The sequence below is a fragment of the Okeania sp. KiyG1 genome (assembly GCF_014132355.1).
In the GTDB taxonomy this organism is placed as follows: Bacteria; Cyanobacteriota; Cyanobacteriia; order Cyanobacteriales; family Microcoleaceae; genus Okeania.
Genome location: NZ_BLZO01000094.1, coordinates 153,561 through 180,000 on the forward strand (window position 1 = coordinate 153,561; position 26,440 = coordinate 180,000).

The window sequence follows — 26,440 nt, forward strand, 5'->3', positions numbered from 1 at the left end:
AGGGTAAGTTTCCACAAAATCAACAAAAACCTCGAAAGCTAAATACCTCGTTTCAATCCCTAATAGGGATTAGGGTAAGTTTCCACGAATGAGGGAATGAGCAATTCTCAAATCCTTAATGCAATAGTTTCAATCCCTAATAGGGATTAGGGTAAGTTTCCACTGACGGAAAAATCAACCTTTTAATTTGGGATACTGTTTCAATCCCTAATAGGGATTAGGGTAAGTTTCCACGGATTGGCAGTTTATCGTTAGGTGCCTTGTTGTCTGCGTTTCAATCCCTAATAGGGATTAGGGTAAGTTTCCACTGTAGGATAAAAACGACGAAAACGATAAACAAAAGGGTTTCAATCCCTAATAGGGATTAGGGTAAGTTTCCACTAAGAGAACCCCGAGGACTTCTCCACAAACGGATGTTTCAATCCCTAATAGGGATTAGGGTAAGTTTCCACAAGAGTGGTGATAAATTCATGTACAAGAGTCTTCGTTTCAATCCCTAATAGGGATTAGGGTAAGTTTCCACCTAGAGTAGCAGCTAGAGTGCTAGAAAAGATAAAGTTTCAATCCCTAATAGGGATTAGGGTAAGTTTCCACTATAGGATTTATGTCTGGTATTCTGGGAGATATGATGTTTCAATCCCTAATAGGGATTAGGGTAAGTTTCCACCAAATCACTACTAGAACTAATTGAAATGGAATTAGTTTCAATCCCTAATAGGGATTAGGGTAAGTTTCCACCTCATTTACAGATGGCAATTAAACGCACTAATTGGTTTCAATCCCTAATAGGGATTAGGGTAAGTTTCCACGCAGAAATATAAGAATCCAGGTTAGGTCGTCTTAGTTTCAATCCCTAATAGGGATTAGGGTAAGTTTCCACGATTTCTCAATATTATAGCCAGGTCAATAAAGAGTTGCGTTTCAATCCCTAATAGGGATTAGGGTAAGTTTCCACTGCCGGATTCTAGAACCCAGGCCATATTTAATTTTCAAGGTACATTTGCGACGTACATCTATAAATATAGCATTTCCAGCCACAGCTCCGCAATAGGCCACAGAAAAAAACAGCCAAAACCCTTGCCAAATAAGCATTTGCAAAATTGCGACGACCGCCTCAACTACTCCACCAACATCAAACCCTTGCCCAAACTTAACTTCAGCCATTTTTTTTCACCCCTTCTGTTCTACAGCTACTGATCGTCGCAAATCAACCCCTTATCTCAAACTCACTATCAACAATATGGCCAGTCCGGAAACCATTAAGAAAAAAAGGATATATTAATAGGAGTAACAAATTAAACAAAACTCTTGACAAATTACAGTTAGTTTGATACCAAAATAACCCAGAGGATAAAATTAAATGGAATTAGGCGTAAAGAACACCACACAAACATTAGAAATTGCAGACTCAAGAATCACTGAATATTTTCAACGCTCCGAAGGTCAATGGCATTCCGAAAGACGTTACTACACTTTACCCGAAGGAAATACCCAAGAAATTGTCAGTCATTTAACAATTAAATTTCTCAAGCTAGGAAGTCCAGAACTTATAGAATTAGCCAAGCTCCATAAACTACAAAATCCTGAAACAGCTATGATTTGTGGTTCATTAGTCAGTTGGCTTAGTCAAGATTCTGTATCGGGTAAGAAACAGTCTGAAGGGTCAACAATATTTGGAGTTCGAGGCTTAATTTTGTATCGCGATCGCGCTTTTGCCACTATTAACCCCATCATAGCTAAATATCGTCTATCCGATCCTAACACATTATGTCTCAGAACAGAGTACAATGGGTCTGTATTTGAGGAAGAAATTAAACAAATCGGCCATAAATACCGGACACGGCAAACTATTATTTCCCGTGCGGGCGAACAAAAAATGATTGGTCAATATCTAGAAAAACGTATATTAAGTAATCAGAAAAAGTGAAGCGACGGAATTTTTTAATCGGAGCTACAGCGATAACTTTAGCTGAATTTTTAGCAGGATGTGAGACTCAGGGAGATTTGAATATTCAACTGTTAAAAAACACTATTCCTGCTCAAATGGTGTCAAGGTTTAAGAGGGAATTAACATCTCAGTCTACATTAAATTTTAAACCCCAGGAAAATTTAACAGAATTATTTTCTCTGCTGCAAAGTTGGCAGAGGAAACTTTTATTAGAAGAGCAAAAATCATCTACAGAACAAACAAAAAATATAAACATTGCTAATCTTGTTACTTTAGGAGATTATTGGTTAGCAAATGCAATTAAACAAGAATTAATTCAACCTCTTAATTCTGAAAGTTTACAAAATTGGAATAATTTGCCGAAAAAATGGCAAGAGTTAGTTAAGCGTAATAATCAAGGTTATGCAGACCCCGAAGGGAAAATTTGGGCAGCACCTTATCAATGGGGTACAACATTAATTGCTTATCGAGTTGATAAGTTTAAAGCTTTGGGATGGCAACCTACAGACTGGAGCGATCTATGGAAAGAAGAATTACGCCATAGATTTTCTTTGTTAAATCAACCTAGAGAAGTTATTGGTTTAACTCTGAAAAAATTGGGTAAGTCTTATAATGCTAAAAATCTGAGTAAAGTTGAAAATTTAAAATCGGAACTGGTTAAACTAAATCAACAAGTTAAATATTACGCTTCCAATAATTATTTACAATCTCTAATTATTGGAGATACTTGGTTAGCTGTTGGTTGGTCTAACGATATTTTACCACTGATTAAAACCCGCAAAGATATTGCTGCGGTAATACCTAAATCTGGTACAGCTTTATGGTCTAATTTATGGGTAAAACCTGCTGCAACTGTGGAGACTTCTTTAACAGAAAAATGGATTGATTTTTGTTGGGAAACTGAGATAGCAGAACAAATGTCTTTAATAACTCAGACTACTTCTCCAATTATACCAGGGATAAATCCAACTGAATTAACTTCAGAAATTAAAGATAATTCTTTATTATTACCTCCAGAAGATATTCTAGAAAAAAGTGATTTTCTCTATCCACTGGCAGATAGTACCATTGAACAATATAGGCAATTATGGCGAGAAATTCGTCTATTTGTTGGGATGAAATCTGGTTAAATATTTGGTAGTCCTGCATAGTCAGGAATTACGCAAATTGACTTTGAAACCACAATCTGTAGGGGCTAATGGTATTTGTCCTTGCTATATGTAGAGTCTCTGTGTAAGTTTTGATAGTAATGGTATACAAGGAACAAGGGATGTTTGGCACGGGAGCAAGATGCTCCCACTGTTCTCGTAACAAAAATAAGGGATGCTTGGCACGGGAGCAAGATGCTCCCACTGCTGTATATCGTAACAAAAATAATGGAATGCACCACTACTAATTCTTCTAAAAATTGTTTGAAAAATTGGGAGTAAAGAAATCTAGTTACCGAATTATTAATTATTAATTATTAATTATTAATTATTAATTATTAAATAATTTTGGTTTAAAGCATCCCCTTTTAAGGGGAAAAAAGCGGTTGAGGGATGGCGAGGTCTCCTCGCCATATCCAATCAACCAAGACAGCGGTCGTTTTGCTTCGCATAACTACGTTAACGGCTGTCGCCGACATGTTTGCGTAGCATGACAAACGGAAAAAGCGGAGCTTCCCGTAGGGTGGAATGGGGAGGAAACCTGCGCCATATCCAATCGACCAAGAGAAGAAATAATATTTCTTTATATTCAATTCCGTAACGGTTTTAACCAGAGGTAATTATCCATTATCCATTATCCATTATCCACTAATGAAGCTCAATATTCACTCTCCTGTAGTGATAAATTCAAAATCTTTAGGTAGACTAAATAAACTTCTACCAAATCTATAATCAATTTCTACATTACAATTTAATGGAGCAGTTTCAAAGTTACAAAAATAGGCAGCAATTGGTTTTTTATTACGAGGTTCGCATACTTGTAAGTTATAGCCATATTGTCTAGCTACATTGCCAAAATGATTAATAAATTTATAACGTTCTAGGTAGCCTTGATTATCCCAATTTAATTTTCTGACTACCAAAATTACCCAATTATCATCAGAGTCAACAAACCAAGTATAAATAAGTTCTTCACCAAAGAAATCTTGGGTTAACCACAGACTAGGAATACTTGGTTGAGTTTGAGATAAAGGAGGTTGGGGTAGTTGAGAAATTTCGTTTCTCGGACAGGTGGGAAAAATAACTTTTGGTGTGGCAGTGGCACTCAGAAGGAGGAGGGAAGAAGGAAGAAATAAGAAAGAAGAAATAAGAAAGAAGAGGGAAGAAGGAATAAGTAAAAATTTAGTCATTATTCAGAAGGAAGAAGAAATAAGGAATAAGGAATAAGTAAAAATTTAGTCATTATTCAGAAGGAAGAAGAAATAAGAAAGAAGAGGGAAGAAGGAATAAGTAAAAATTTAATCATTATTCAGAAGCAAGAAGAAATAAGGAAGAATAAATAAGTAAAAATTTAGTCATTATTCAGAAGCAAGAAGGAAGAAGGAAGAAGGAATAAGTAAAAATTTAATCATTATTCAGAAGCAAGAAGGAAGAAGGAATAAGTAAAAATTTAGTCATTATTCAGAAGCAAGAAGGAAGAAGGAATAAGGAATAAGGAAGAAGTAAAAATTTAATCATTATTCAGAAGAAAGAAGGAATAAGGAAGAAGGAAGAAGTAAAAATTTAATCATTATTCAGAAGGAAGAATAAATAAGGAATAAGGAATAAGGAATAAGGAATAAGGAATAAGGAACAAGTAAAAATTTAGTCATTATTCAGAAGGAAGAAGGAAGAAGGAAGAAGGAAGAAGGAAGAAGGAAGAAGGAAGAAGGAAGAGAAAAAAAATTAGTAATCATTTGATATTCAACATCAAGCTTGAGTAGAAAAGGCAGAAGTTGCACAAAATATAGCAGAAAAAAAGCAATAGGGAATAGGCAACAGTGAAAACTGTCTAAAGATAATTACAGCAAATTTCAACTATATGAAGTACAGATATTAACAATTAAATATTTGTAGTGCGAGCATCTTGCTCGCTATGGGTATATTTCACAAAGATGGAATCTGCTTTATATGTTGCGGAGCAAAACGCCCCTACAGAATGAATCAAATACAGTCCGATTTTTTTCCACTTTTCTCTATACCATATTCCCTACTATAACAATCAAGAATCAGATGTGATAATTTGATTGCTTCGGTGTTTCCCATTCCCTATTCTCTATTCCCTATTCCCTATTCCCTAGCGCTATATATTAATTTTTTTGATAACGCATTCCTGGTAACTGAGTAACTAACCCTAATAACTCCAACTGTAATAAAGAACTAGAAACATCTCCAGGTGATAAACCTGTTTTTTGAACAACTAAATCTACAGGAATAGCTTCACTAGAAATATGTTGAAAAACCTTCGCTAAAAGAGGTTCTAAATCTGGAATAGAATCCCGTTTTTTCTCCTCAAATAAAGATAATTGTTGAGGAGGTTCTACCACATCAATATCTAACGGTGGTATTGCTCCTAACATTTCTAATAACTTATCCATAGTAATCGGAATTACCTCCGCACCATGATTAATTAACTGCAAACAACCATAAGATTTTTCATCATCCAAACGAGCAGGTAAAACATACACATCTCGACAAAATTCATTTGCCATATCTGCAGTAATTAAAGCACCCGACCTTTGAGGAGCTTCCATCACTAAAACTGCCCTACTTAATCCTGCAATAATTCTGTTACGTTGAGGAAAATGTTTAGAATTTGGTCTCGTACCTGCCGGATATTCACTCACAACCAACCCCTGTTTAATAACCTTTTCCGCAAGAGTTTTATTTTCCTTCGGGTAAACTGTATCAACCCCATTACCAAAAACAGCAATTGTTCGCCCCCCTGCTTCTAAACAAGCACTATGTGCCTCAGTATCAATTCCCATAGCTAGTCCAGAAACAATAGTAAACCCACTTTTTGCCAAGGTCGAACTTATTTTCCGAGTCCAACGACGACCATATTCCGTGGGGTAGCGAGTGCCGACTATTCCTACCGTCGGAGTAATACCTAGAATTTCTTGGGGGTCAACTATACCTCGATAATACAGCAGAGCAGGGGGTGTCGGAATTTCTTGCAAAAGGCGTGGATAGTCTGGGTCTGCTGGAGTCCAGAAATCAGGATTTTTGGCCGTGTGTTCTTCTATCAGTTGTTTTGGGTCGAGCCGCGATCGCTCTTCCACTACTTTCTCTATCTTCTGGCGGCCAAATCCTGGCACTTGGCCTAATTCTTTAGGGCTGGCCGTCCAAGCTACTGCTAAAGTCTCGAATTGTTGTTTGAGTCGTTGTAGAGCAATTGGACCTATACCACTAATTTTGGCCCATGCCAGCCAGTAGGCACGTTCTTCTATCAATTATTTCTCCTCTTGAGCAATTGGTGTTTTTGAGATAGCAGTCAGCGGTCAGCAGTCAGCTATTCCTAGGTCATGCTGCGCAAACAGCTTCTCTGGCGTGTATAGTGGAGGACATTGCAGGCAACGTCCCTACTTTATTGTCAAACGCCAAAGTAAAGAAGGTACTGCTATATTTTATGGGTTCTGGCTCTCCCAGAATTTATCTAAAATCTAAAAGTAAATTTATTGATTTTTTCTTCAATCTATTATTGACGTTTTGTTCAACATTGATTAAAATATAAATATACAGCAAGGAACAAGTTGCTTAGGACATAGACTGATGATGAACCTCAGACAGGAAAATGTTTTACCCCTGTTCCCTATCCCTATTTCCTGTTATAGCAGTCGAAGCAATAGCTGAATGTTGTTTGCGGAGCATTCCGTAGGAAACGCTGATAGCTGATAGCTATACAAAGAAAGCTTTCAAACCTGACTAATTTATCTAATTGGTAGCAGCTAATTTCTAAGCTGAAACCGAGGGATTTTCTGTGGAAATTTTGTCAAAAATTGGAGAAAAAATATGACTAATAATATAGAAGTAGTATTCAGCTTTGACACAACTGGCAGTATGTATCCTTGCCTAACTCAAGTACGCCGAAAAATCCAAAGTTCAGTAACTCGATTAATGTCAGAAATTCCTGGTATTCGGATTGGAATTATTGCTCATGGAGATTATTGCGATCGCCACTCTACTTATGTGACTAAACAATTAGAATTATCCCAAAATATAGATGCTATTTGTAACTTTGTAGAAAGGGTAGGAAAGACAGGTGGTGGAGACGCGCCAGAATGTTATGAATTAGTATTACATCAAGCCCAATCTTTTGCTTGGACTCCGAAAACTACCAAATCTTTAGTATTAATTGGAGACGATATTCCTCATCCACCTAGTCAAAATCCTCAGAAGCTAAATTGGCGAGAAGAAGTGAATAAATTATCAGATATGGGAATTACAATTTATGGCGTACAAGCATTAAATCGTCGTCATGCCACGATGTTTTATCAAGAATTGGCAGAAAAATCGGGTGGGTTTCATATCAAGTTAGACCAATTTGCTTATATTAATGATTTATTTTTAGCAGTTTGTTATCAACAATCTTCAGATGAAGAGCTGCAAAGTTATGAACAAGAAATTTTAGATATGGGGCGAATGAATCGTGGTTTAAATCAAATTTTTAATACCATGTTAAATCGAGAATAAACCAGTATTTATGAGTCAGCATATTTGCGAGTTGTGACACCGGGAAGGTTCCAAGTATTAGAAGTGGATGAGAATAAACCGATTAAAAAATTTGTTCTAGAAAATGGTTTGACTTTCAATAAAGGGCGTGGTTTTTATGAGTTTACTAAGACCGAAACTATTCAAGGTAAAAAAGAAATTATTTTAATGGATCGAGCAACAGGAGATTTATTTGAAGGAGAATCTGCACGGGAAATTTTAGGTTTACCTCATGGTACAACAGTGCGAATTAAACCTAATAATTTGGAGAAATATGTGGTGTTTGTTCAGAGTACATCCGTGAATCGGAAATTAATTGGTGGAACTCGTTTTTTGTATGAAGTTGAAGATTGGAGTTTATAGAAGGAAGAAGTAAGGAGGAAGAAGGAAGAAGAAAAAATCTGGCTCTGAGTTTTAAGCTTTTGATATGTCCGCGCCCTTTCCTTTGACTGCTATAATTTGGGCTAGGGAATTTGATTCCCTGGCTCTGGGGAAAATTTGCCATTTATCTTGATAATTAGATGGATTTTTAGCGGACCTTAAGCGAGAAAATTTAGTTTCTCGGCAATGGTTATTAGCTGAAGAAGGTACGGTTAAATGGCAAGATAATTGGGCTTATTGAACTACTATTCCCTGGAAGGGTTGTTAATAGAAGATTGACATACTCCCTACCGTGAATGTTCGGAGGGATTCTCAATCTTATGCTAGTTTTGGGCTGTATTTTAAGCACAGAATGTGGTTTATAATAATAGCTAAATAGGATGGCTATAACAGGGAAAGAGTAATATAATAGTAATTTAGTTTAATTCCAGCAATTCTGACTGAAAATAACTTTTTTGATAATAATTTTCTATTAAATATGCGCTATTCTGGTAGAGATTTTTTATTATGGCTGTTCTGGTTAGCAATTTTTTCAATCATCTCAATTACAGCGATTGGGTATTACTCAAACAACACCAATAATTATACAGACCAGACCGGAATTACATTTATAATTATCGCTCTATTTTTAGTTGCATTGCTAATAAATATTACCAATACAATGAAAATTAAGTGGGAATTTGCAAATGTAAAACACAGTGGGTCTGACTCTAGTTTGTTCAAGCAGCATATTAAAAATCTAGAACAGGCAGCTAAAAATAGTTTGCAAGTTGACCAAGAGTTTTTGTTAGAAATAATGGAAAATAAATTGAGTCGAAGAGAAAATTGGGTACAGCTTTTTGCAGGTTTATTGATTACTCTAGGAATGATAGGTACTGTGCTTGGTTTGACTTTATCAATGGGCGGTCTCTCCGAAGCAATTGATGGAATTAGAGTTAATATGCAGTCTAGGGATATTGCTGACCCTTCCAACATGGCAGCTTCTTTATCTGGACTTGGCAAGGCATTGTCTGGGATGTCTAGTGCATTTATCACTACTTTAGTTGGTGCTTTTTTAGGTGGATTATTTCTGAAAATACTCAGCCATTCTACTACTAACTTAATTGAAGATTTGCTGGATAATATTAGGTTTTTAACTGAGGTTGAATATTTGCCTGAATTGCAAAAGCAGGCATGGCAGCGAGAGTTGAAAAACCTATCTACTGCCAACCGCGATTTAAAAATGTTCGTCGATAGCTCTCAACAAATTGATTCTCTTTTAAAGGAATATACTTACAGCATGATGAAAGCTTCAAAGGACATGAATTCTGTTACTGAAAGTTTAGAATTTAGGATTACAAAGCATATTAAAAATTTGAGTCAGGCTGTGAATATTAGCCATCACAATAAATTGTTAACTGACTTAAACAAAACTGTTATCGGTCTTAATCGCTTAACAGTATTTTTTATGTTTTTGATGGTGGTTTTAATCTTAGTATTTGTTGTAGGGTTTGTCGTTTTATACCGAGCTTATTTATGAAAAAGCGCAAACGAAATAAAAATGAAGTTTTGACATCCGAGTTATTATCAGACCTTTCATTCTCAACTCTCGGCTTAGTTTTAATCGTTTTCGTTGTCTATTCTATAATTTTCAATTCAAATACCCCTTATCACAAACTTGTCGAATTAAGAAATACTATTTCAGAGTTAGAATCTAAAGGCGATCGCTTAGAAAGTAAAATAGCTAAGTTAACAGAAAGTAGCGCTCGTCTTTCTCAAGAAAAAGCTGACATCGAGAAAAAAAATACAGAACTAGCTAACTCAGTAGAAAAGTTGGAAAGTCAAAACACTAACTTAAAAGAAAAAGTTAGCTTGTTATCAGAAAATAAATCACAATTAGCTAAGGAAAAAGCTGCTCTGGAACAGCAAAAAATAGCACTGAATAAAACGAATAGTAATTTAATAACCGATAAAAACGAAGCAGAGGAAAAAGCAGAAAGGTTTGAAAGAAGACTAAGGCGCATTCAGCGTAAAAGCAGATATACCGGTTATTATGTTGGAAATTACAGAGGCATTATGTACACGCAATACTGTAACGGTCCCTATATTATAATTGAAGGAAAGCAGAGCATTTTTTATTTTCAAGAAGCTAATATACTTGTGTATTCCAAAACTCTTGAAAATTACGGAACATTAACTTTTGAATATAAAGGAACTTTAACTGGAAATACTTTTACTGGAAAGCCTAGAAAATATTCTCCAGGCGAAAGAAGCAGTTCCTGCAACCCTGACGCTGGAATAGAAGTCAAGTTTTCAGATGGCTACGCAAAAGTTGACGGCGACTTTGGAACTGAAACTTTGGGTAAAGTTAAGTAATTTAAGTCAGGATTCTAAAAATATCAACTCCTCATCCACATACCTTATCTCAGTAACTTGAGAAACGCTATAGTTGACTGATTCAATTCTGGAAAAATATGTTAAACCAAGTACAAGTGACAATAAAATTTATATGACTGATAACTGAAATGACTACCACAAATACCAAATCATCATTACCGCTACCACCAGGAAACTTTGGTCTACCTTTTGTTGGTGAAACTATCAGTTTCTTAACAGATAATACATTCGCCGAAAAAAGAGAAAAAAAATACGGACGAATCTATAAAAGTCATATTTTTGGCAACGCCGTATTTTTAGCCGGAGCAGAAGCGAATAAATTTCTGTTTTCCAATGAAAATAAATACTTTACTGCCACTTGGCCAAAAAGTACCAGGATTTTATTAGGTCCTAACTCTTTGTCCGTACAACAAGGTAGTCTTCATCAACAACGGCGTAGACTATTGGCCCAAGCATTTCAACCAAGAGCTTTGGCAAATTACACTCCCACAATGGAAAGCACGACTGCTAACTATCTAGAGAAATGGGCAAAAATGGGTACGTTAACTTGGTATCCCGAAATTCGTGACTATACCTTTGATATTGCTAGTCGTTTATTTATAGGTAGTGATGGGGGTTCTCAAACAAAATTAGCTAGTTTATTTGAAGAGTGGGTCAAAGGCTTATTTTCAATTCCCCTATCATTACCTTGGACAAGATTTGGTAAAGCACTTCGTGGTAGGCAAAAATTACTCCAATACATTGAAGAAATTGTTTTGCAACGACAGCAACAACAAAATTTGGGTGAGGATGCATTGGGAATACTCCTGCAAGCGCGGGATGAAGATGGAAATGCTTTACCTTTGAATGAATTGAAAGACCAAATATTATTATTGCTGTTTGCTGGTCACGAGACATTAACCTCAGCGATCGCCTCTTTCTGTCTATTAATAACCCAAAACCCCAATGTACTTACCCGCGCTCGTGAAGAACAAAAACAATTTTCTCCCACCGAACCCTTAACTACAGAAAATCTCAAACAGATGACTTATCTAGAACAAGTTCTCAAAGAAGTATTGAGATTAATTCCACCTGTGGGGGGTGGGTTCCGACAAGTAATTCAAGACTGTGAATGTTGTGGATATTCTATTCCAAAAGGTTGGTTAGTTCAGTATCAAATTGGCAAGACTCAACAAGATGAAACTATTTACCCAGAACATCAAAATTTTGACCCCGACCGTTTTGCCCCAGAAAATGCTGTAGATAAACAAAAAATATTTGGTTATATTCCCTTTGGCGGTGGGATGCGAGAATGTTTGGGTAAAGAATTTGCTCGTCTAGAAATGAAGATTTTTGCCACCAAATTGTTACGGGGTTATGAATGGGAGCTGCTACCAGAACAAGATTTAAGTCTAGTTGCAGTACCAACACCTAACCCTCGTGATGGTTTAAAAATAAAATTCTGGCATTTAGATAGACGAGAAAAAGATTGAAACTATAGCGCTACGCATTCAGGTGTTTGACATGAATATAAGCTGTTTGCGCAGCATTCCGTAGGAAAACCCTTTTGTATTTCCCTATTACCTGTTGCCTTGCGCTATAGGATTTAATCTTTATGTAGTAGGGAACAGGTAACATTGGTGCGACCCCGCATCGGTGAACACTCCCCACACTCCCCACACTTCCCACACTTCCCACCCTCCCCACACTTCCCACACTTCCCACCCTCCCCCACTCCTGAAAAGCAAACCCTATTTAGCTAAGACATAGGCGATCGCCTCTTCTAAATCTTCTTGAGTTAAGCTAGTTAACATAAACACTTCTTGAACTGTCTTTCCTTGTCTAGCAATAAGTTTAAAACCACCTCGAATAGGCACTGAAACTTTTAATTTCATGTGGGGAATATGACTTCTGGACCTGCTGATAACTCCTGGAGTAACAGTTTCAATACCCTGACGTTGGGTTAGTTTCTCTAAAATAGGAATCAACCCTTCAATATGGGTAGAATGATTCCAAACTAGACGACCTTTAGATTTTGATGATTTTTTCATGGCACTTTCTCCATCTGTACATCTTCAGTCTACTTAAAGGGATAGATTAGAGGCAAAAAAAAATGGCCCGATGCTTAACGAAGTCAGAAGTCAGAAGTCAGAAGTCAGTAGGGGTGGTTTCCTACGGAATGCTCCTAATTACTCGAACTACCCGTACAGAAGTTATTTTTGTAACGGGAATTTGAGCTCCGCATGAAGATGAAGAGAGAGAAAGGAGCGATCGCAACTTGACTTGAGCAAAAAGTCAAACTCCCTGTTTACTTTCTTATATCATGTCCGGTTGAACAGTTATAAATACAGGACTTACGCAGAGACTCTACATATAGGGAGGGCGAATACCATTCGCCCCTACAAATGGTGGCTTAAAAGTCAATTTGCGTAAGTCCTGAAATAATCAGGGAGGAGTCAGGAGTCAGGAGTCAGGAGGGAAGAAAGAAGAAGGAAGAGGAAGAACTGGAGTTGAAGGAGAAAGTTTTTTTGGTCGCGGAGCGCGGAACGGAGTTCTATCACGCTCTTATCCGGACATGATATTACGGAATGCTGGGCAAAGAAGGAAGCATTATATTCAGACAAGTTGTTTACTCTTGACTAGAATTTAGATTTACACTTGCACCTGGACTGGAACTAACTCATATTTACTTTGGTTTTTTGTGCTATCCCGCAATGTCTTTAGCCTATTTTTTGATTTTGAATAGGTAAATGACATTTTGAACAGGTAAGTGAACATTTTGAACAGGTAAGTGAACAGAAAAGTGAGCAGAAAGGTGAACGATCGGGCTGGAATTTTTGTGTAATTATAATTAGTAAGCCAAACTAATTTATACAAGACTTACGCATTAGGTAGGAAAAACTAGGATTTTAGATTGCTGTCCGGAACGGAGTGCTCGGCAAACCCTGTCGGTCGCTTCGGAGGAAAATACGTTGTACTGTGTAAGTCCTATGTATATATCAAGTTTATTGAGGCTTCACAAAATCATAAAATTACATTATAAGGATATTTACTTATGATTCAACAAATCATGTATCACAATGAAGTATTGGCGATGATTATTCCTGCTGATTTTAGAGAGCCTGGAATTCATTTTTTCACCCCAGATAGCTATTCTCAACAGCTAGCTTATATGAGACACCCTAAAGGCAAAGAAATTCAACCTCATCGTCATAATATGGTAAGGCGAGAAGTTTTTTATACTCAAGAAGTTTTACTAATAAAGGAAGGAAAATTGCTAGTAGATTTTTACAATGACCAACAAGAATATCTTGAAAGCTACATTTTGAATAAAGGAGATGTTTTGTTATTAATTAAAGGTGGACACGGTTTCAAGATGTTAGAAGAAGTAGAAATGATTGAAGTAAAACAAGGTCCTTATGTCGGAAATCTTGATAAAACCCGCTTTGAACGAATCGAGCATAGTCGAGAAGAAGTTCTAGTGTAATACCAAAATCAGTTCAAGAATTTAGAGTTTAGAATTTAGAATTTAGAATTACCGAATAATTAATAATTAAACAATTCGGGTTAAAAGTCTCCCCTTTCAAGGGGAAAAAAATAAATTTTTTCCTGATTTTTCAATCCTATCCCTAAAAGGGATAGGTAATTATCAATTATCCATTAATGAACTCTCCTTGAAAAGAAGAGGATTGGGTTAAAAGGATTTTTTTTCTTCTCTTGGTCGATTGGATATGGTTAGGAAACCAATCCATCCCACCCTTCGGGAAGCTGCGCTAACGACCGCTTTTTATCCATGAATGGAGAGGCTTTATACCTTAATTTTTCGGTAATTATAGACTGATTGCTTAAATTATTAAATCCGCTTTATACAAATGTTTTGAATATTTTGAAGATAGTTATATTAAGGCGGATTTCACATAAATTTAAATTGTAAGGCAAAGAAAAATGACAGAGTTTATTCCTGTGAATGAACCTTTGCTAAATGGCAAGGAAAAACAATATTTGAATGAATGTATTGATACTGGTTGGATTTCTTCTGAAGGCAGTTTTGTTAAACAATTTGAACAAGCTTTTGCTAATCGTGTAGGTAGAAAATATGGTATTGCTGTTTGTAATGGTTCAATGGCAATTGATGCCGCAATTACTGCTTTAGGTATTGGTGAAGGAGATGAGGTTATTCTACCTACTTTTACTATTATTTCTTGTGCTGCGGCAATTGTTAGAGCAGGTGCAATTCCTGTTGTAGTAGATTGTGATTCTACTACTTGGAATATTGATATTAAGCAATTGGAAAGCAAAATTACTCCGCAAACTAAAGCTATTATGGTGGTTCATATTTATGGATTACCAGTAGATATGAATCCAGTATTAGAAATAGCCGCAAAATATGGTTTAAAAATCATTGAAGATGCAGCAGAAATGCACGGACAAACTTATTTTGGTAAACCTTGTGGTAGTTTTGGGGAATTGAGTACCTTTAGTTTTTATCCTAATAAACACGTTACCACTGGTGAAGGAGGAATGATTGTTACTGATGATGAAACACTAGCTGAAAAATGTCGCTCTTTGAGGAATCTTTGTTTTCAACCGCAACAACGTTTTATCCATGAAGAATTAGGTTGGAATTTACGCATGACTAACCTACAAGCAGCATTAGGTTTAGCGCAATTAGAAAGGTTAGATGAATTTATCCAGCGTAAACGAAATATGGGTAAACTTTATACTGAACTTTTAGCAGATATTTCTGAATTAGAATTACCTCTAACAAAAACAGAATATGCTGATAATATTTACTGGGTTTATGGGGTTGTTCTAAAAGATTCTGTTCCTTTTGATGCTAAAGAAGCAATGCAAAAGTTGCGAGAACAAAAAATAGGTACTCGTCCTTTTTTCTGGTGTATGCACGAACAACCAGTATTCCAAAAAATGGGATTATTTAAGCAAGAATCTTGCCCCGTAGCTGAAAATATAGCAAGACGTGGATTTTATCTTCCTAGTGGTTTAGCTTTAAGTAACCAACAAATACAAACAGTTGCAAAATCATTAAAAACAATTTTTGCTTAATTATATTAATAGGTATTTAGGTGTTATATTACGTCCGGTTGAATAGTTATAAATAATAAAGGAGGAGTGAGGAGTCAGGAGGGAAAAAGAGGAGAAATCCGGACAGGATATTATACCATTTATCAAAAGTAATGCTACATTTGGAAAGTGTCAAAATAAGGCTCAAAATAGCAAAGATGATTAAAGGCTTACATCATGTCAATAAATAGTATTTAGAAATAGAAATTTCGAGTATAGCAAAGTTTTTGAGAATTGGTGTTAGGTTTTCAGGTGGTAGGTTTTATACCAATTTAAAATCAAGAATTCTACAAAATGGAAAGGTGGATATTTATGCTTCAAATTTAACCATTCAGTCGCTAGCTATCAGCCATGAACTTTCATCATTTATTGTATTTAGATGAGGAATTAAAATTAAGATTTAGCGATAATGAAAAGCCTGGTGTCGCTACGCGGAAATTAAAAGTCAAAAGTTAAAAGTCAATCATTTTTGATTTGTAATTGTTTTAGGATTTTGTAACCAGTTATTTCCACCATCCTGCACTAGGAAAAAGATTTATCATTAGCTAACTTTAGCTATTTATGTTGATTCTAATTGCTGATAACCCAGTTCCTCTGTAGGAAGCGATCTGACCACTAATAGCTGTTTGCGCAGCATTCCGCAGGAAATGCTTACTTAAAATTAACTCTCTCCAATGGTAGAAGCTACCTCTTTATATAATTTCCCCTCCCTTTTTTTTCTACCTTCTCCCTTATTCCTTATTCTTTACTTCCTTTTTTTTCTACCTTCTCCCTTCTCCCTTCTCCCTTCTCCCTTCTCCCTTCTCCCTTCTCCCTTCTTCCTTCTTCCTTCTTCCTTCTTCCTTCTTCCTTCTTCCTTCCTTTATAAATGGATGACAAATTTATGATAATTATCAAAGAACAATTATCTTGGCTAATAATATTAGCAGGAATTATTTATTCCTTATATTTATTTTCTCAAGTCGCTTATGGTGCATTTTTTAATGGTGATTCTGGACTTAAAGCTTTATTAGCAAAACAATTAAGTAGTGGTAAATTGCGTTTTGATTTAATTACATCTGAGGAAAAATGGGTAAAAGAACTTTGGAACCAAGGGCTTTATCCCTATGAAAAACCGTTCGTTTTTTGTTTAAATAATCGGTACTATATTTCTTTCCCGTTTACTTTTTCTTTAATTACTGCACCTTTGTATAAACTTTTTGGTTATAGAGGTTTATATCTGATTCCTTTAGTTTCTACCTGGACTGTTTGGATAACTTTTAATTTAATTTGTCAATCTTTGAACTTTAACGTTATCAATACAAATCTAGGATTAATTGGCCTAATTTTTGCTTCAAATCTAACTTTATATAGTGCGATGTATTGGGAACATACATTAGCTATTGCACTTTGTTTTGCGGGAATGAGTTTTTTCTTTATCCCTCAAATGTCTATATTTAATGTCATCATCACTGGATGTTTAGTTGGATTATCAGTTTGGGTTAGGTCTGAGTTTTTCGCTATGGTTGCTACTTTAACAATAGTAGTTATTTTACAAGCATTTTATCAAAATAATTTACTAGAATTTATGGCAAATCCCAACAATTTTAACTGGCACGATCTATATCTGAATTTGCAAATACCAGTTTTCTACTTAATCAGTATGTTTTTGGTTGTCGGTGCTTTTTTAGTAACTAACAAAATTATTTATGGATATTTTTTAGGTCTTCATTCTCTGTTAGTGCTGGAAGAATTTTCCCTATCAAGAAGAATCGAAGAATTTAAAATAATTATTCAATTTTTAACTAAGTCTTTAATAGAATATTTCCCTCTAACCATTTTTCCGATATTTTACCTTCTGTTATTTGGCATAGAAAATTCTCCGGATTTATTGAATGTTAATCTAATGATTGCTGTCCTTGTGTCAATAGGCATAATAATCACAGGATTTCAATTCATCAAAGGAGGTGTAAGAGAACTAAAAAATCAAATAAAACGATGGTTTATTCCTTTGATAGCAACAATTTTATGGTTTTATTTCATGGGTCAAACAAGTGTAGAAGTGAATAATCAGATAACAATTATTTATTTGATATGTTTATTTTTTGTGGTAGGAGTATCTCTTTTAGTTGATATAGCACCTGATGAATTTACAGTTGGAGGAAAACAATGGGGACCAAGATATTTATTAATCCTTCTCCCTCTTATTTCTTTGATGATTATTGAACAATTACAGTATTTTCAAAATTTATCATCAACTATATTCTATTATGTTGCTTTATTTACTGTTGTGACTTTTGTAGCTTTCGGTATCTATAAAAATCTATATTTAGGAACAAAATACATAAATAAAAACAGTAAAGATATTGAGCCGACAATTCAATTTTTAGCTAAAAATACTGACCCTATAGTTGCTGTTTCTCATCAACACGCAGCCCAAGCATTAGAATTCTCTTTGCCCCAAAACACTTTATTATTTCGTGCTGAAGAAAGCAAGGAATTATTAAAATTAGCTCAAGTATTGTTACAAAAAAGCTTAGATAAATTCATTTACATTTGTTATCCCCATCGTGTCTGTAATCCATTAACAGAAGCCACTGAAAAACTTCAATTTAGTCAAAATAATCAATTATTTCAGGTTAAATTAAATGATTTAGGTACTTATGGTAAATATCCTATTTATCAAGGAGAAATTGTTGAAATAAGTGAATATAGCAATTATCATAATGGTGAGGTACAAAATTCTAGGTTTTAGGCAACAGGCAACAGGCAACAGGCAACAGGCAACAGGCAACAGGGAATAGGGAATATATAGGAAAAAAGTCTTTTTGCAAATATGAGATGCATCCTACTGAGAAACCCTATATACATTTATTTTGGGAATAGTAAAGATGAGGTGTCATTTCAGTTATCAGTTATCAGTACTTCTACAATAAGGAGGCTTAACATAAGAAATATTCTCTTTTTGTTATCTTAAAACCTACATTCCGCACTTTAATTTGTAACATGAAAATTAGTATAAAATTCTGAGGATGTTTAAGTATTTATACTATATAAATTATCTTCATTTACCTCGAGCAAGAGTCAAATTCTCAGTTAAATATTAAGCATAAATATTTATTGAATTGTTGACTCTTATTAACCACTATCATTTCTTCTTACTTTTGACTTTTGACTTTTGACTGTCTTGAGTGCGTCTTACATTCTGAGGAAACCTCAGAATTACGCACTCGCTTTTGACTTAGATTTTTATCCTACATTTTGTCGTGCGGAATGTGGGTTAAAAGGGGAGGCTTTAGACCACAATCTATCGGTAAATAAAACAGGGAAAAGAGAGAAATTTAGGAGATTATAGAAGACACAGAGGTGAAAAATTTTATTATGCCTAATTAATGATAATTGACCCGATAACTCTTTTTAAAGTCTATATCTATATTCGCAATTTAAATGCGCAACAACTTAAAGCAATTAAGTAGTTAAATCTAGAAAAAATCAAGAAAAAATGATGTCTAATCAATTAGTTTGTACTGTTTTACCTACTTTCAATGAAAAAGATAATATTCGTCCTTTAATTGAAAGTTTAATCGCCAGCGTGCCTCATCCTTATCTAATTTTAGTTGTAGATGATAATTCTCCAGATGGTACTTGGAAAATAGTAGAAGAAATTGCCCATAATTACTCTCTTTCTCCTCAAGACGACAGTTTTAAATCTGGTGTAGAATTAATTAAACGTATTGACGAAAAAGGTTTAACTTCAGCAATTCAAAGAGGAATAAATGAGGCGATCGCTACTTATGATGCTAAAATTATTACTTGGATGGATTGTGATTTATCTATGCCACCAGAAGATGTACCTAAATTAGTCAAAGTAATAAGAGAAGGGGATGCAGATGTGGCAGTAGGTTCTCGTTGGATAAAAGGTGGAAAAGATGTTGCTCATGGTATGATGGCTCGTATCTTAAGTTGGATTATTAATAATTATGCAATGTTATTTCTGGGTAATCAAATACATGATTATACCAGTGGTTTTATTGCAGCACGAAGTGAAGTATTAAAGAAAATTCCTTTAAAAGGTGATTATGGAGAATATTGTATTGATTTATTATGTCGTGCTTTTCGTTTAGGTTATCATTTAGTAGAAGTACCTTATGTTTGTGTACCTCGCACTACAGGAGAAAGTAAAACAGGGGTTAATTTATTAGATTATTTAGATAAAGGACGTGATTATGTAACAACAGTTTGGCGACTTTGGCGGCAAAAAAATTGATGGGGGGATGGGGGATGGGGGGATGGGGGATGGGGAGATGGGGGATGGGGAGATGGAGGGATTTTTATATTAGACATCTCCAAAAATCAAAAAGACAATCAATACTTATCCAGAAATTATCAATTATTCCCCTCCTGGGAGGGGTTAGGGGTGGGTTCCCTGTTCCCTGTTCCCTGTTCCCTGTTCCCTCTTTTCTGGAGATGTCTATTTGCACAATTAAATGTATTTCATATTAATATTCTCTAACGACAAAGAATTAGCCCTGCCCTTTCATATAGAATCCAGTTATATAGTATATGTTGATAATTCTATAATTACTTCAATATTTAATCTCCCCACTCCCCTACTCCCCTACTCCCTACTCCTCTACTCCCCTACTCCCAACTATACAATAACTATTAACTATTAACTGATAACTGAAATGACCAAGCCCAAATTTTTTTCTCTTTTAAAATTAGATGAAATTATCGGTTTAGATTTACGCTCCCTTGCCATATTTCGGATTGGTTTAGCGTTAATGACTCTTACGGATATAATTATTCGTGCTCAAGCTTTAAATGCTCATTATACTGATAGTGGAATTTTACCACGCTCTGTTCTAATTGATATGCTCAATCCTTGGTATTGGTCAATTAATTTAATTAGTGGTCATCCCTTCATACAAGGATTAATATTTGCCGTAGCTATATTCTTTGCTTTAGCTATGTTATTAGGTTATCGTACCAGACTAGCAACTATTGCTACTTGGGCATTAATAATCTCTCTAAATAATCGTAATCCAGTATTAATTTTTGCGGCAGATCATGTGTTGCGAGCTATGCTTTTCTGGTCAATGTTTTTACCATTAGGTGCTTGTTATTCAATAGATAGTGCCCTTAATTCTTCCAGCAATTCTTTACCTAAAAAAGTATGTAGTGGAGCAACTTTAGCTTTTTTAATTCAACTTTGTTATATCTATATTTGGTCGGCAGCTTTTAAAACCAAAAGTGATATTTGGTGGCCTGATGGAGACGCAGTTTATTACTCATTAAGTTTTGACCAATATTCCACAGCATTTGGTCAATTTTTATTGAGTTTTCCTCAAGAAATTTTAAAATTACTGACTATTTCTGCACTTATTTTTGAGTGGGTTGGTCCGTTAATCATATTTATCCCTTTTCGGAATGCTTTATTACGTTGTATAGCAATAGTTTCTTTTACCTTATTACATATTGGTTTTGAACTATGTTTTCACATCGGCATTTTAAGTTATCTAAGTATCTGTAATTGGTTAGCATTAACACCTAGTGTAATTTGGGATAAAGCAGAACAAAAAATAGAAAATCAACAACGTCAAGGATTAACCATTTATTACGATGCTGATTGTGGTTTTTGTAAAAAAGTAGTTTATTTATTGCGTACCTTCTTAATTTTGCCGAAAACACCTGTATTAATGGCACAAGATTATCCATCTATTTATGAAGATATGTTAGCCGAAAATTCTTGGGTAGTAGAAGATTGGCAACAAAATCGTTACTTCAAATGGGAAGGGATAATTTATGTAGTGAGTCTATCTCCTTTATTTCGTTTTCTTGTACCTATCTTAAAATGGCAACCTATAAAATCTTTAGGTACTAAAATTTATGAAACAATTGCTTCTAATCGTCAATTTGCAGGCAAGTTTACTGCACCTTTAAAATTTCGACCAATTGAAGTTTGCCCTTCCTTAATTTTCAACTTTATTACTGTTACTTTACTTCTACTTACTACTATGTGGAATTTGAGAAGTTTTGTCAAACAAACCTATGCTTGGCGTAAAGAACAGAAAAATGATTGGATTACAGCTACTCATAAACTACTAAATAGACGAACTTTTCAATATATTCATCCTATTGGTTACATGACTCGTTTAGATCAAACATGGAGTATTTTTGCTCCCGCGCCGCCTAGAGATGATGGTTGGCACGTCATTGAAGGTAAATTAAAAGATGGAAGTACAGTTAATGTTTTAGCAGAAGAACAACCAATTACTTGGGATAAACCAAATATTAAACAGCGTCAAGAACTTTATCAAACAATTCAATGGCGAGTTTATTTGATTACTCTTAACCGTGCAGTAGGAAAAACATTATATCCTCATTATGCAGCTTATCTTTGTCGTCAATGGAATTCTACTCATCAAGGTAAAAAACAATTAGATGGTTTGATTATTTACTATATGGATGAAAGAACTGTACCTCCTAATGAAATACAAACAGTTGAAAAAACAGTTCATTATGAAAAGTCTTGTTCAGATAAGAGCGAATAGTTAATACCAGTAGCAGATTTTCAAATAGATTTGAATTATCCTCGCAGTCAAGATTTCCGAGTGTGGCAATTATGTAATGAATATTGTCGGTAAATTTCTAATTATTTGGAAATGGCAGTATTTAGATTATTTAAAGTCATTTCACTTATCAGTTATCAGTAACTCCAGCTGAAGTTATACCAAGGAGCGATCGCAACTTTACTTGAGCAAAAAGTCAAACTCCCTGCTTACTTTCTTGCGGAATGCTGGGCAAACAAGGAAGCATTATTAGGACTTACGCAGATACGCTATATATAGTACTTTTAACTATTGTCCAATAGTTACTGGACTCTATACATAGTGTCTTTGCGTAAGTCCTGATTATATTTGGACAAGTTGTTTACTCTTGACTAGAATTTGGATTGAGACTTGGACCTGGACTGGGACTAACTCATATCTACTTTGGTTTTCCGTGTTATCCCCTAATATTTTTGGCCTATTTTTTGATTTTGAACAGGTAATGAACATTTTGAACAGGTAAGTGAACACTTTTACTCAGTAAATGAACGGATAGGTGAACAGAAAGGTGAGCGATCGAGCTGAGATTTTTGTGTGATTATAATTAGTAAGCCAAACAAATTTATACAAGACTTACCTATGAGGTAGGAAAAACTAGGATTTTAGATTGCTTTCCGTTCCGGACTGCTCCGCAAACCCTGTCGGTCGGTTCAGACGAAAATACGTTGTACTGCCTAAGTTTTATGTATATATAAAGTTTATTGAGGCTTCACAAAATTCTGAAATTACATTTATTCAAGGAACTAAATCAAAGATGAAAAATTCTGGCTTAAAAACACTAACAAGCGCTTCAATATTATCAATAGCTGTTGCTGGAATTAGTCTTCCTGCTTGGAGTTTTCAACTTAATATTCAACCTCCAGAGGAGTTAGAGCTTGATGGAATGGATATTTTGCAGGGTCAATTCAATTTAACAGGTGCTACTGGGTATTCATTTGATAATCCCGATGGTATGCAATTTATCAATTCCGAGCAACCTGTAGTACATGATGCAATTATTGGGGATACTTCTGTTCATGTTCTCTTCGATGATGTACCAGATGACATTGAGGTACTTAAGTTAAGTGGTTTTTTCAATGCTACTAACCCTGATAAACCAAACGCTCACTTCAATATAATTGTTGCTGGTATCGAACCAGGTGGCCCTGGGGAGTTCACCTATTATTTGCCAACTATGACTAATATGGCAAGTAACTATATTATTGATGTTGGACCTACTAAAGCTTTGGGAGATAACACAAATTACTTTGTTGATGGTGGTGGTTTGGACTGGATGCCTGAAGTTATCACTAACGAACCTAATCAATCTGGTGAAGGAGTTACAGTAGGTGAGTGGTTTATAGGTTTAAGCTCAAACGAATCTATAGTTGGTAGCACTATGGGTGCAGATCCATTCATTTTTAATGGTCTTGTATGGGATCAACCTCATGGAACCCAGAGAAATATACCTGAACCCAGTTCCACAATTGGTTTATTAGCCTTGACTACTTTAGGTTTGGGTTCAGCATTGAAACGCAAAATCAAAAAGTAGAAACCAGCTAACAACACCACTATTAATGTCTAGTTTCTTTTGAATCTCAACTTCAATAGCTAATTCAATAAATTCAATTAAAAAACATTTCATCTCAAAAACCAGATAAACCCCTCAGTCAATTGACTAGAGGGGTTTTTTAATCATGATCGTGCATTGTCATTATTTTTTTTACGAGAACAGTGGGAGCATCTTGCTCCCGTACCAGACATTCCTTGTTCCTGTATACCATTTGAAATTAGCTAGTTTTTCTAGTGACGATGGTAATACTTTTGCCAGTGTGTTTAATTCCCCAGAAGATTCATATGTAGGGGCGTTAACGATAGTTATGCGAAACAAATGGCATAGGCGTTCCGCCAAGCTCCGAATGACGCCCTCACTGAATTTAGTGTCCCTGTATCAGTCCTGATTAAGTTAAGACTTACGCAGTATAAGCCATTTTCGTCATTGCGATCAACAGGAAAACAATCTCAAATCCTACTTTTTCCTAACTCATGCGTAAGTCCTGTAAGTATTATTGTAGTGGAGTGACACACCTAAAACTGTGCAATACATTGTTGTTTCTAGGTGTCTCAATTTCCCCACTCCCCTACTCCCATTATTATCAAAATAATATGGGTCGCGCAACCCCACCTTTTAAGGCGAAATATTTTTGGAGCGAAGATCAGATTCCCGTTACAAAAATAACTTCTGACTTCTGACTTCGTTAACGCTTCACCAACTTCTTACTAACCTTCCGCAACCGAACTGACTCCGGCGTAATTTCCACCAACTCATCCGGTCCGATATATTCCAACGCTCGCTCCAAACTCATATCCACAGGCGTTTGCAACTGCACCAATTCATCCCCAGTTGCAGAACGATGGTTAGTCAACTGCTTAGTTTTACATACATTCAAATCCAAATCTTGAGGACGGTTATGCTCTCCTACAATCATACCCTTATAAACCTTAGTACCAGGAGTAATAAAAAACACTCCACGGTCTTCAGCATTTTTCAACGCATAAAAAGTCGCCACACCTTCCTCAAATACAATAATCACTCCATTGCGTCGCGCCTCAATTTCACCAATAAACGGACGATAATCTAAGAAACTATGATTCATAATACCTTCCCCGCGAGTCAAACGCATAAACTCACCCCGGAAACCAATCAAACCACGAGCAGGAACAGAAAAATCTAACTGAGTACGACCATTTGTACCCACCTGCATATTCTGCATTTCACCTTTGCGCTGACCTATTCTTTCAATGCAACCACCAACAGCATCTTCCGGAACATCCATTACTAAAAGTTCAAATGGTTCGCATGGTTGACCATTGACTTCCCGGTAAATAACTTGAGGTTGGGAAACTTGAAACTCATAACCTTCTCGACGCATAGTTTCAATCAAAATACCTAAGTGTAGTTCCCCACGACCAGAAACAGAAAATTTCTCTGGAGAGTCAGTTTCCTCTACTCGCAATGCAACATTAGTTTCTAACTCACGCATCAAGCGATCGCGTACTTGTCGAGAAGTTACAAATTTTCCTTCCTTACCAGCAAATGGAGAGTCATTTACAGAGAAAGTCATTTGGAGAGTAGGTTCATCTACTTTAATTAAAGGTAGTGCTTGAGGTTCGTTAGGACAAGTAATAGTTTCACCAATATTAGCATCACTAAATCCAGCAACTGCCACAAGATTACCAGCAGCAGCTTCTTCAATATCAATGCGTGCCAGACCTTCAAACCCCATTAGTTTAGAGATTTTTGATTTGACAACAGTCCCATCTTCCTTGACAATAGCTGCTTGTTGCCCAGACCTAATCACACCATTGTGAATCCGACCTACAACTATTCTGCCCAAATATTCTGAATAGTCGAGAGTTGTCACCTGTAACTGTAGAGGTTTTTCAGGGTCTCCCACTGGTGGTGGGACATGATCTAAAATAGCATCGAAGAGACACTGCATATCTGTTGACTCTACTTCCAGTTCTTTTTTGGCATAACCTGCCAAACCAGAGGCAAACAGATAGGGAAAATCACATTGGTCATCATCAGCTCCCAGTTCTATAAATAGGTCTAGAACTTTATCCACAGCAGCGTGGGGGTCAGCTCGGGGACGGTCAATTTTGTTGACGATAACTATGGGACGTAATCCTTTTTCCAGAGCTTTTTTAAGGACAAAGCGAGTTTGAGGCATTGGGCCTTCATTAGCATCAACAATTAGCAAACAACCGTCCACCATACCCAGGACTCGTTCTACTTCTCCTCCAAAGTCAGCGTGACCGGGGGTATCAACAATATTAATTAGAGTATCCTTGTATCTTACGGCAGTATTTTTGGAAAGAATTGTAATCCCACGTTCCCTTTCCAAGTCGTTAGAGTCCATTACACAATCAGGAACCTCTTCCCCTTCGCGGAAGATACCGGATTGTTTGAGGAGTGAGTCAACGAGGGTTGTTTTGCCATGGTCAACGTGGGCGATGATGGCTACGTTGCGAATAGGAAGAGACATAAGAAGTTTGTATTACAACTATTAGTGTTAAGTTTATTTAACTATTGTACCTGATAGTTTCAAGTCAAAAGTCAAAAGTCAAAAGTAAGCATTAGTGAATGTCGTATAATTGCCGGGGTCAATATTTTTTGCTTGTTCCCTATTTCCTATTCCCTAGTAAGAATTAGTAAATATGGTATAATTACTAGGGCGTGTCATCAATTAGCTCTAGATGCCATGCTATGACTGAATTTCATGCCGTGAGTGCCTCGGCAGTCACAACCGCTCAAAACCTCTCCGTGACAGGGGCCTGGGATTTAAATGATGACACGCCCTAGCATAAATATTTTTTGCTTGTTCCCAATTCTAAATTCTAAATTCTAAATTCTAAATTCTAAA

The 26,440-nt window shown here is 35.8% G+C and carries 20 protein-coding genes and 1 CRISPR repeat array (1 of these 21 running past the window's edge); of the genes, 15 read left to right on the forward strand and 5 right to left on the reverse strand.

The features are described from left to right. Positions 1 to 955: direct repeats of the CRISPR family, unit length 37 nt; unit sequence GTTTCAATCCCTAATAGGGATTAGGGTAAGTTTCCAC (it extends 396 nt beyond the left edge of the window). 405 nt (positions 956 to 1,360) lie between these two features. The 3 genes from SAGCYANO_RS23235 to SAGCYANO_RS23245 all read left to right on the forward strand — a co-directional run bounded on the left by SAGCYANO_RS23235 (position 1,361) and on the right by SAGCYANO_RS23245 (position 3,344). Further along, the gene (locus tag SAGCYANO_RS23235; protein WP_202222241.1) at positions 1,361 to 1,927 is read left to right on the forward strand and encodes a phycobiliprotein lyase; all 567 of its coding nucleotides are present in this window, start codon (positions 1,361 to 1,363) and stop codon (positions 1,925 to 1,927) included. Continuing rightward, positions 1,924 to 3,078 (forward strand): extracellular solute-binding protein, encoded by a 1,155-nt coding sequence (locus SAGCYANO_RS23240; RefSeq protein ID WP_202222242.1) that lies wholly within the window; start codon positions 1,924 to 1,926, stop codon positions 3,076 to 3,078. Before SAGCYANO_RS23235 ends, SAGCYANO_RS23240 begins: the two co-directional genes overlap by 4 nt. Before the next feature lie 119 nt (positions 3,079 to 3,197). Next, positions 3,198 to 3,344: a hypothetical protein gene (locus tag SAGCYANO_RS23245; protein WP_202222243.1), complete on the forward strand. Its 147-nt coding sequence runs from the start codon at positions 3,198 to 3,200 to the stop codon at positions 3,342 to 3,344. 417 nt (positions 3,345 to 3,761) lie between these two features. On the opposite strand, the gene SAGCYANO_RS23250 is transcribed toward SAGCYANO_RS23245, so the two are convergent. Both SAGCYANO_RS23250 and dprA read right to left on the reverse strand, forming a co-directional pair. Next, complete coding sequence (locus SAGCYANO_RS23250; protein WP_202222244.1) at positions 3,762 to 4,286, reverse strand: hypothetical protein; 525 nt, start codon at positions 4,284 to 4,286, stop codon at positions 3,762 to 3,764. A 939-nt stretch (positions 4,287 to 5,225) separates the two neighbouring features. Further along, the gene (gene dprA / locus SAGCYANO_RS23255) at positions 5,226 to 6,368 is read right to left on the reverse strand and encodes a DNA-processing protein DprA (protein ID WP_202222245.1); all 1,143 of its coding nucleotides are present in this window, start codon (positions 6,366 to 6,368) and stop codon (positions 5,226 to 5,228) included. 559 nt (positions 6,369 to 6,927) lie between these two features. Here dprA and SAGCYANO_RS45410 point away from each other — a divergent pair. The 5 genes from SAGCYANO_RS45410 (at position 6,928) to SAGCYANO_RS23275 (ending at position 11,855) form a co-directional block, all read left to right on the forward strand. Next, a complete protein-coding gene (locus SAGCYANO_RS45410; protein ID WP_237396555.1) occupies positions 6,928 to 7,608 on the forward strand; it encodes a vWA domain-containing protein in 681 nt (226 codons plus the stop codon). A gap of 24 nt (positions 7,609 to 7,632) precedes the next feature. Further along, positions 7,633 to 7,989 (forward strand): hypothetical protein, encoded by a 357-nt coding sequence (locus SAGCYANO_RS45415; protein WP_237396556.1) that lies wholly within the window; start codon positions 7,633 to 7,635, stop codon positions 7,987 to 7,989. 496 nt (positions 7,990 to 8,485) lie between these two features. Continuing rightward, a complete protein-coding gene (locus SAGCYANO_RS23265) occupies positions 8,486 to 9,526 on the forward strand; it encodes a MotA/TolQ/ExbB proton channel family protein (RefSeq protein WP_202222246.1) in 1,041 nt (346 codons plus the stop codon). After that, positions 9,523 to 10,362 (forward strand): hypothetical protein, encoded by an 840-nt coding sequence (locus SAGCYANO_RS23270; protein ID WP_202222247.1) that lies wholly within the window; start codon positions 9,523 to 9,525, stop codon positions 10,360 to 10,362. The genes SAGCYANO_RS23265 and SAGCYANO_RS23270 overlap by 4 nt, the downstream gene beginning before the upstream one ends. A gap of 149 nt (positions 10,363 to 10,511) precedes the next feature. Then, positions 10,512 to 11,855, forward strand: coding sequence for a cytochrome P450 (locus SAGCYANO_RS23275; protein ID WP_202222248.1), 1,344 nt, complete (start codon positions 10,512 to 10,514; stop codon positions 11,853 to 11,855). A gap of 258 nt (positions 11,856 to 12,113) precedes the next feature. Here SAGCYANO_RS23275 and SAGCYANO_RS23280 read toward each other — a convergent pair whose 3' ends face one another. Beyond that, positions 12,114 to 12,413: a DUF2103 domain-containing protein gene (locus SAGCYANO_RS23280; protein ID WP_202222249.1), complete on the reverse strand. Its 300-nt coding sequence runs from the start codon at positions 12,411 to 12,413 to the stop codon at positions 12,114 to 12,116. 62 nt (positions 12,414 to 12,475) lie between these two features. On the opposite strand from SAGCYANO_RS23280, the gene SAGCYANO_RS47950 reads away from it, so the two are divergent. From SAGCYANO_RS47950 to SAGCYANO_RS23290, 3 genes are all read left to right on the forward strand, one after another. Then, the gene (locus SAGCYANO_RS47950; RefSeq protein WP_255502669.1) at positions 12,476 to 12,598 is read left to right on the forward strand and encodes a hypothetical protein; all 123 of its coding nucleotides are present in this window, start codon (positions 12,476 to 12,478) and stop codon (positions 12,596 to 12,598) included. Positions 12,599 to 13,417: 819 nt separating this feature from the next. Continuing rightward, the gene (locus tag SAGCYANO_RS23285; protein ID WP_202222250.1) at positions 13,418 to 13,849 is read left to right on the forward strand and encodes a hypothetical protein; all 432 of its coding nucleotides are present in this window, start codon (positions 13,418 to 13,420) and stop codon (positions 13,847 to 13,849) included. Between the two features lie 458 nt (positions 13,850 to 14,307). Continuing rightward, on the forward strand, positions 14,308 to 15,426 hold the full coding sequence (locus tag SAGCYANO_RS23290; RefSeq protein ID WP_202222251.1) for a DegT/DnrJ/EryC1/StrS aminotransferase family protein: 1,119 nt from the start codon (positions 14,308 to 14,310) through the stop codon (positions 15,424 to 15,426). A gap of 756 nt (positions 15,427 to 16,182) precedes the next feature. Here the strand turns inward: SAGCYANO_RS23290 and SAGCYANO_RS23295 are convergent. Beyond that, positions 16,183 to 16,323: a hypothetical protein gene (locus tag SAGCYANO_RS23295; protein ID WP_202222252.1), complete on the reverse strand. Its 141-nt coding sequence runs from the start codon at positions 16,321 to 16,323 to the stop codon at positions 16,183 to 16,185. Positions 16,324 to 16,327: 4 nt separating this feature from the next. On the opposite strand from SAGCYANO_RS23295, the gene SAGCYANO_RS23300 reads away from it, so the two are divergent. The 4 genes from SAGCYANO_RS23300 to SAGCYANO_RS23315 all read left to right on the forward strand — a co-directional run bounded on the left by SAGCYANO_RS23300 (position 16,328) and on the right by SAGCYANO_RS23315 (position 23,565). Further along, positions 16,328 to 18,178, forward strand: coding sequence for an LA_3751/LA_3752 family putative glycosyltransferase (locus SAGCYANO_RS23300; protein ID WP_202222253.1), 1,851 nt, complete (start codon positions 16,328 to 16,330; stop codon positions 18,176 to 18,178). Positions 18,179 to 18,925: 747 nt separating this feature from the next. Further along, positions 18,926 to 19,690 carry a polyprenol monophosphomannose synthase gene (locus SAGCYANO_RS23305; RefSeq protein WP_202222254.1) on the forward strand — a complete coding sequence of 255 codons (765 nt, stop codon included), beginning with the start codon at positions 18,926 to 18,928 and terminating at the stop codon, positions 19,688 to 19,690. Positions 19,691 to 20,111: 421 nt separating this feature from the next. Beyond that, positions 20,112 to 21,977, forward strand: a complete 1,866-nt coding sequence (locus SAGCYANO_RS23310; protein ID WP_202222255.1) for a hypothetical protein — start codon at positions 20,112 to 20,114, stop codon at positions 21,975 to 21,977. An 811-nt stretch (positions 21,978 to 22,788) separates the two neighbouring features. Beyond that, positions 22,789 to 23,565 carry a PEP-CTERM sorting domain-containing protein gene (locus tag SAGCYANO_RS23315; RefSeq protein WP_202222256.1) on the forward strand — a complete coding sequence of 259 codons (777 nt, stop codon included), beginning with the start codon at positions 22,789 to 22,791 and terminating at the stop codon, positions 23,563 to 23,565. A 706-nt stretch (positions 23,566 to 24,271) separates the two neighbouring features. On the opposite strand, the gene typA is transcribed toward SAGCYANO_RS23315, so the two are convergent. After that, positions 24,272 to 26,062: a translational GTPase TypA gene (typA, locus tag SAGCYANO_RS23320; protein WP_202222257.1), complete on the reverse strand. Its 1,791-nt coding sequence runs from the start codon at positions 26,060 to 26,062 to the stop codon at positions 24,272 to 24,274. Between the last annotated feature and the right edge of the window lie 378 nt (positions 26,063 to 26,440).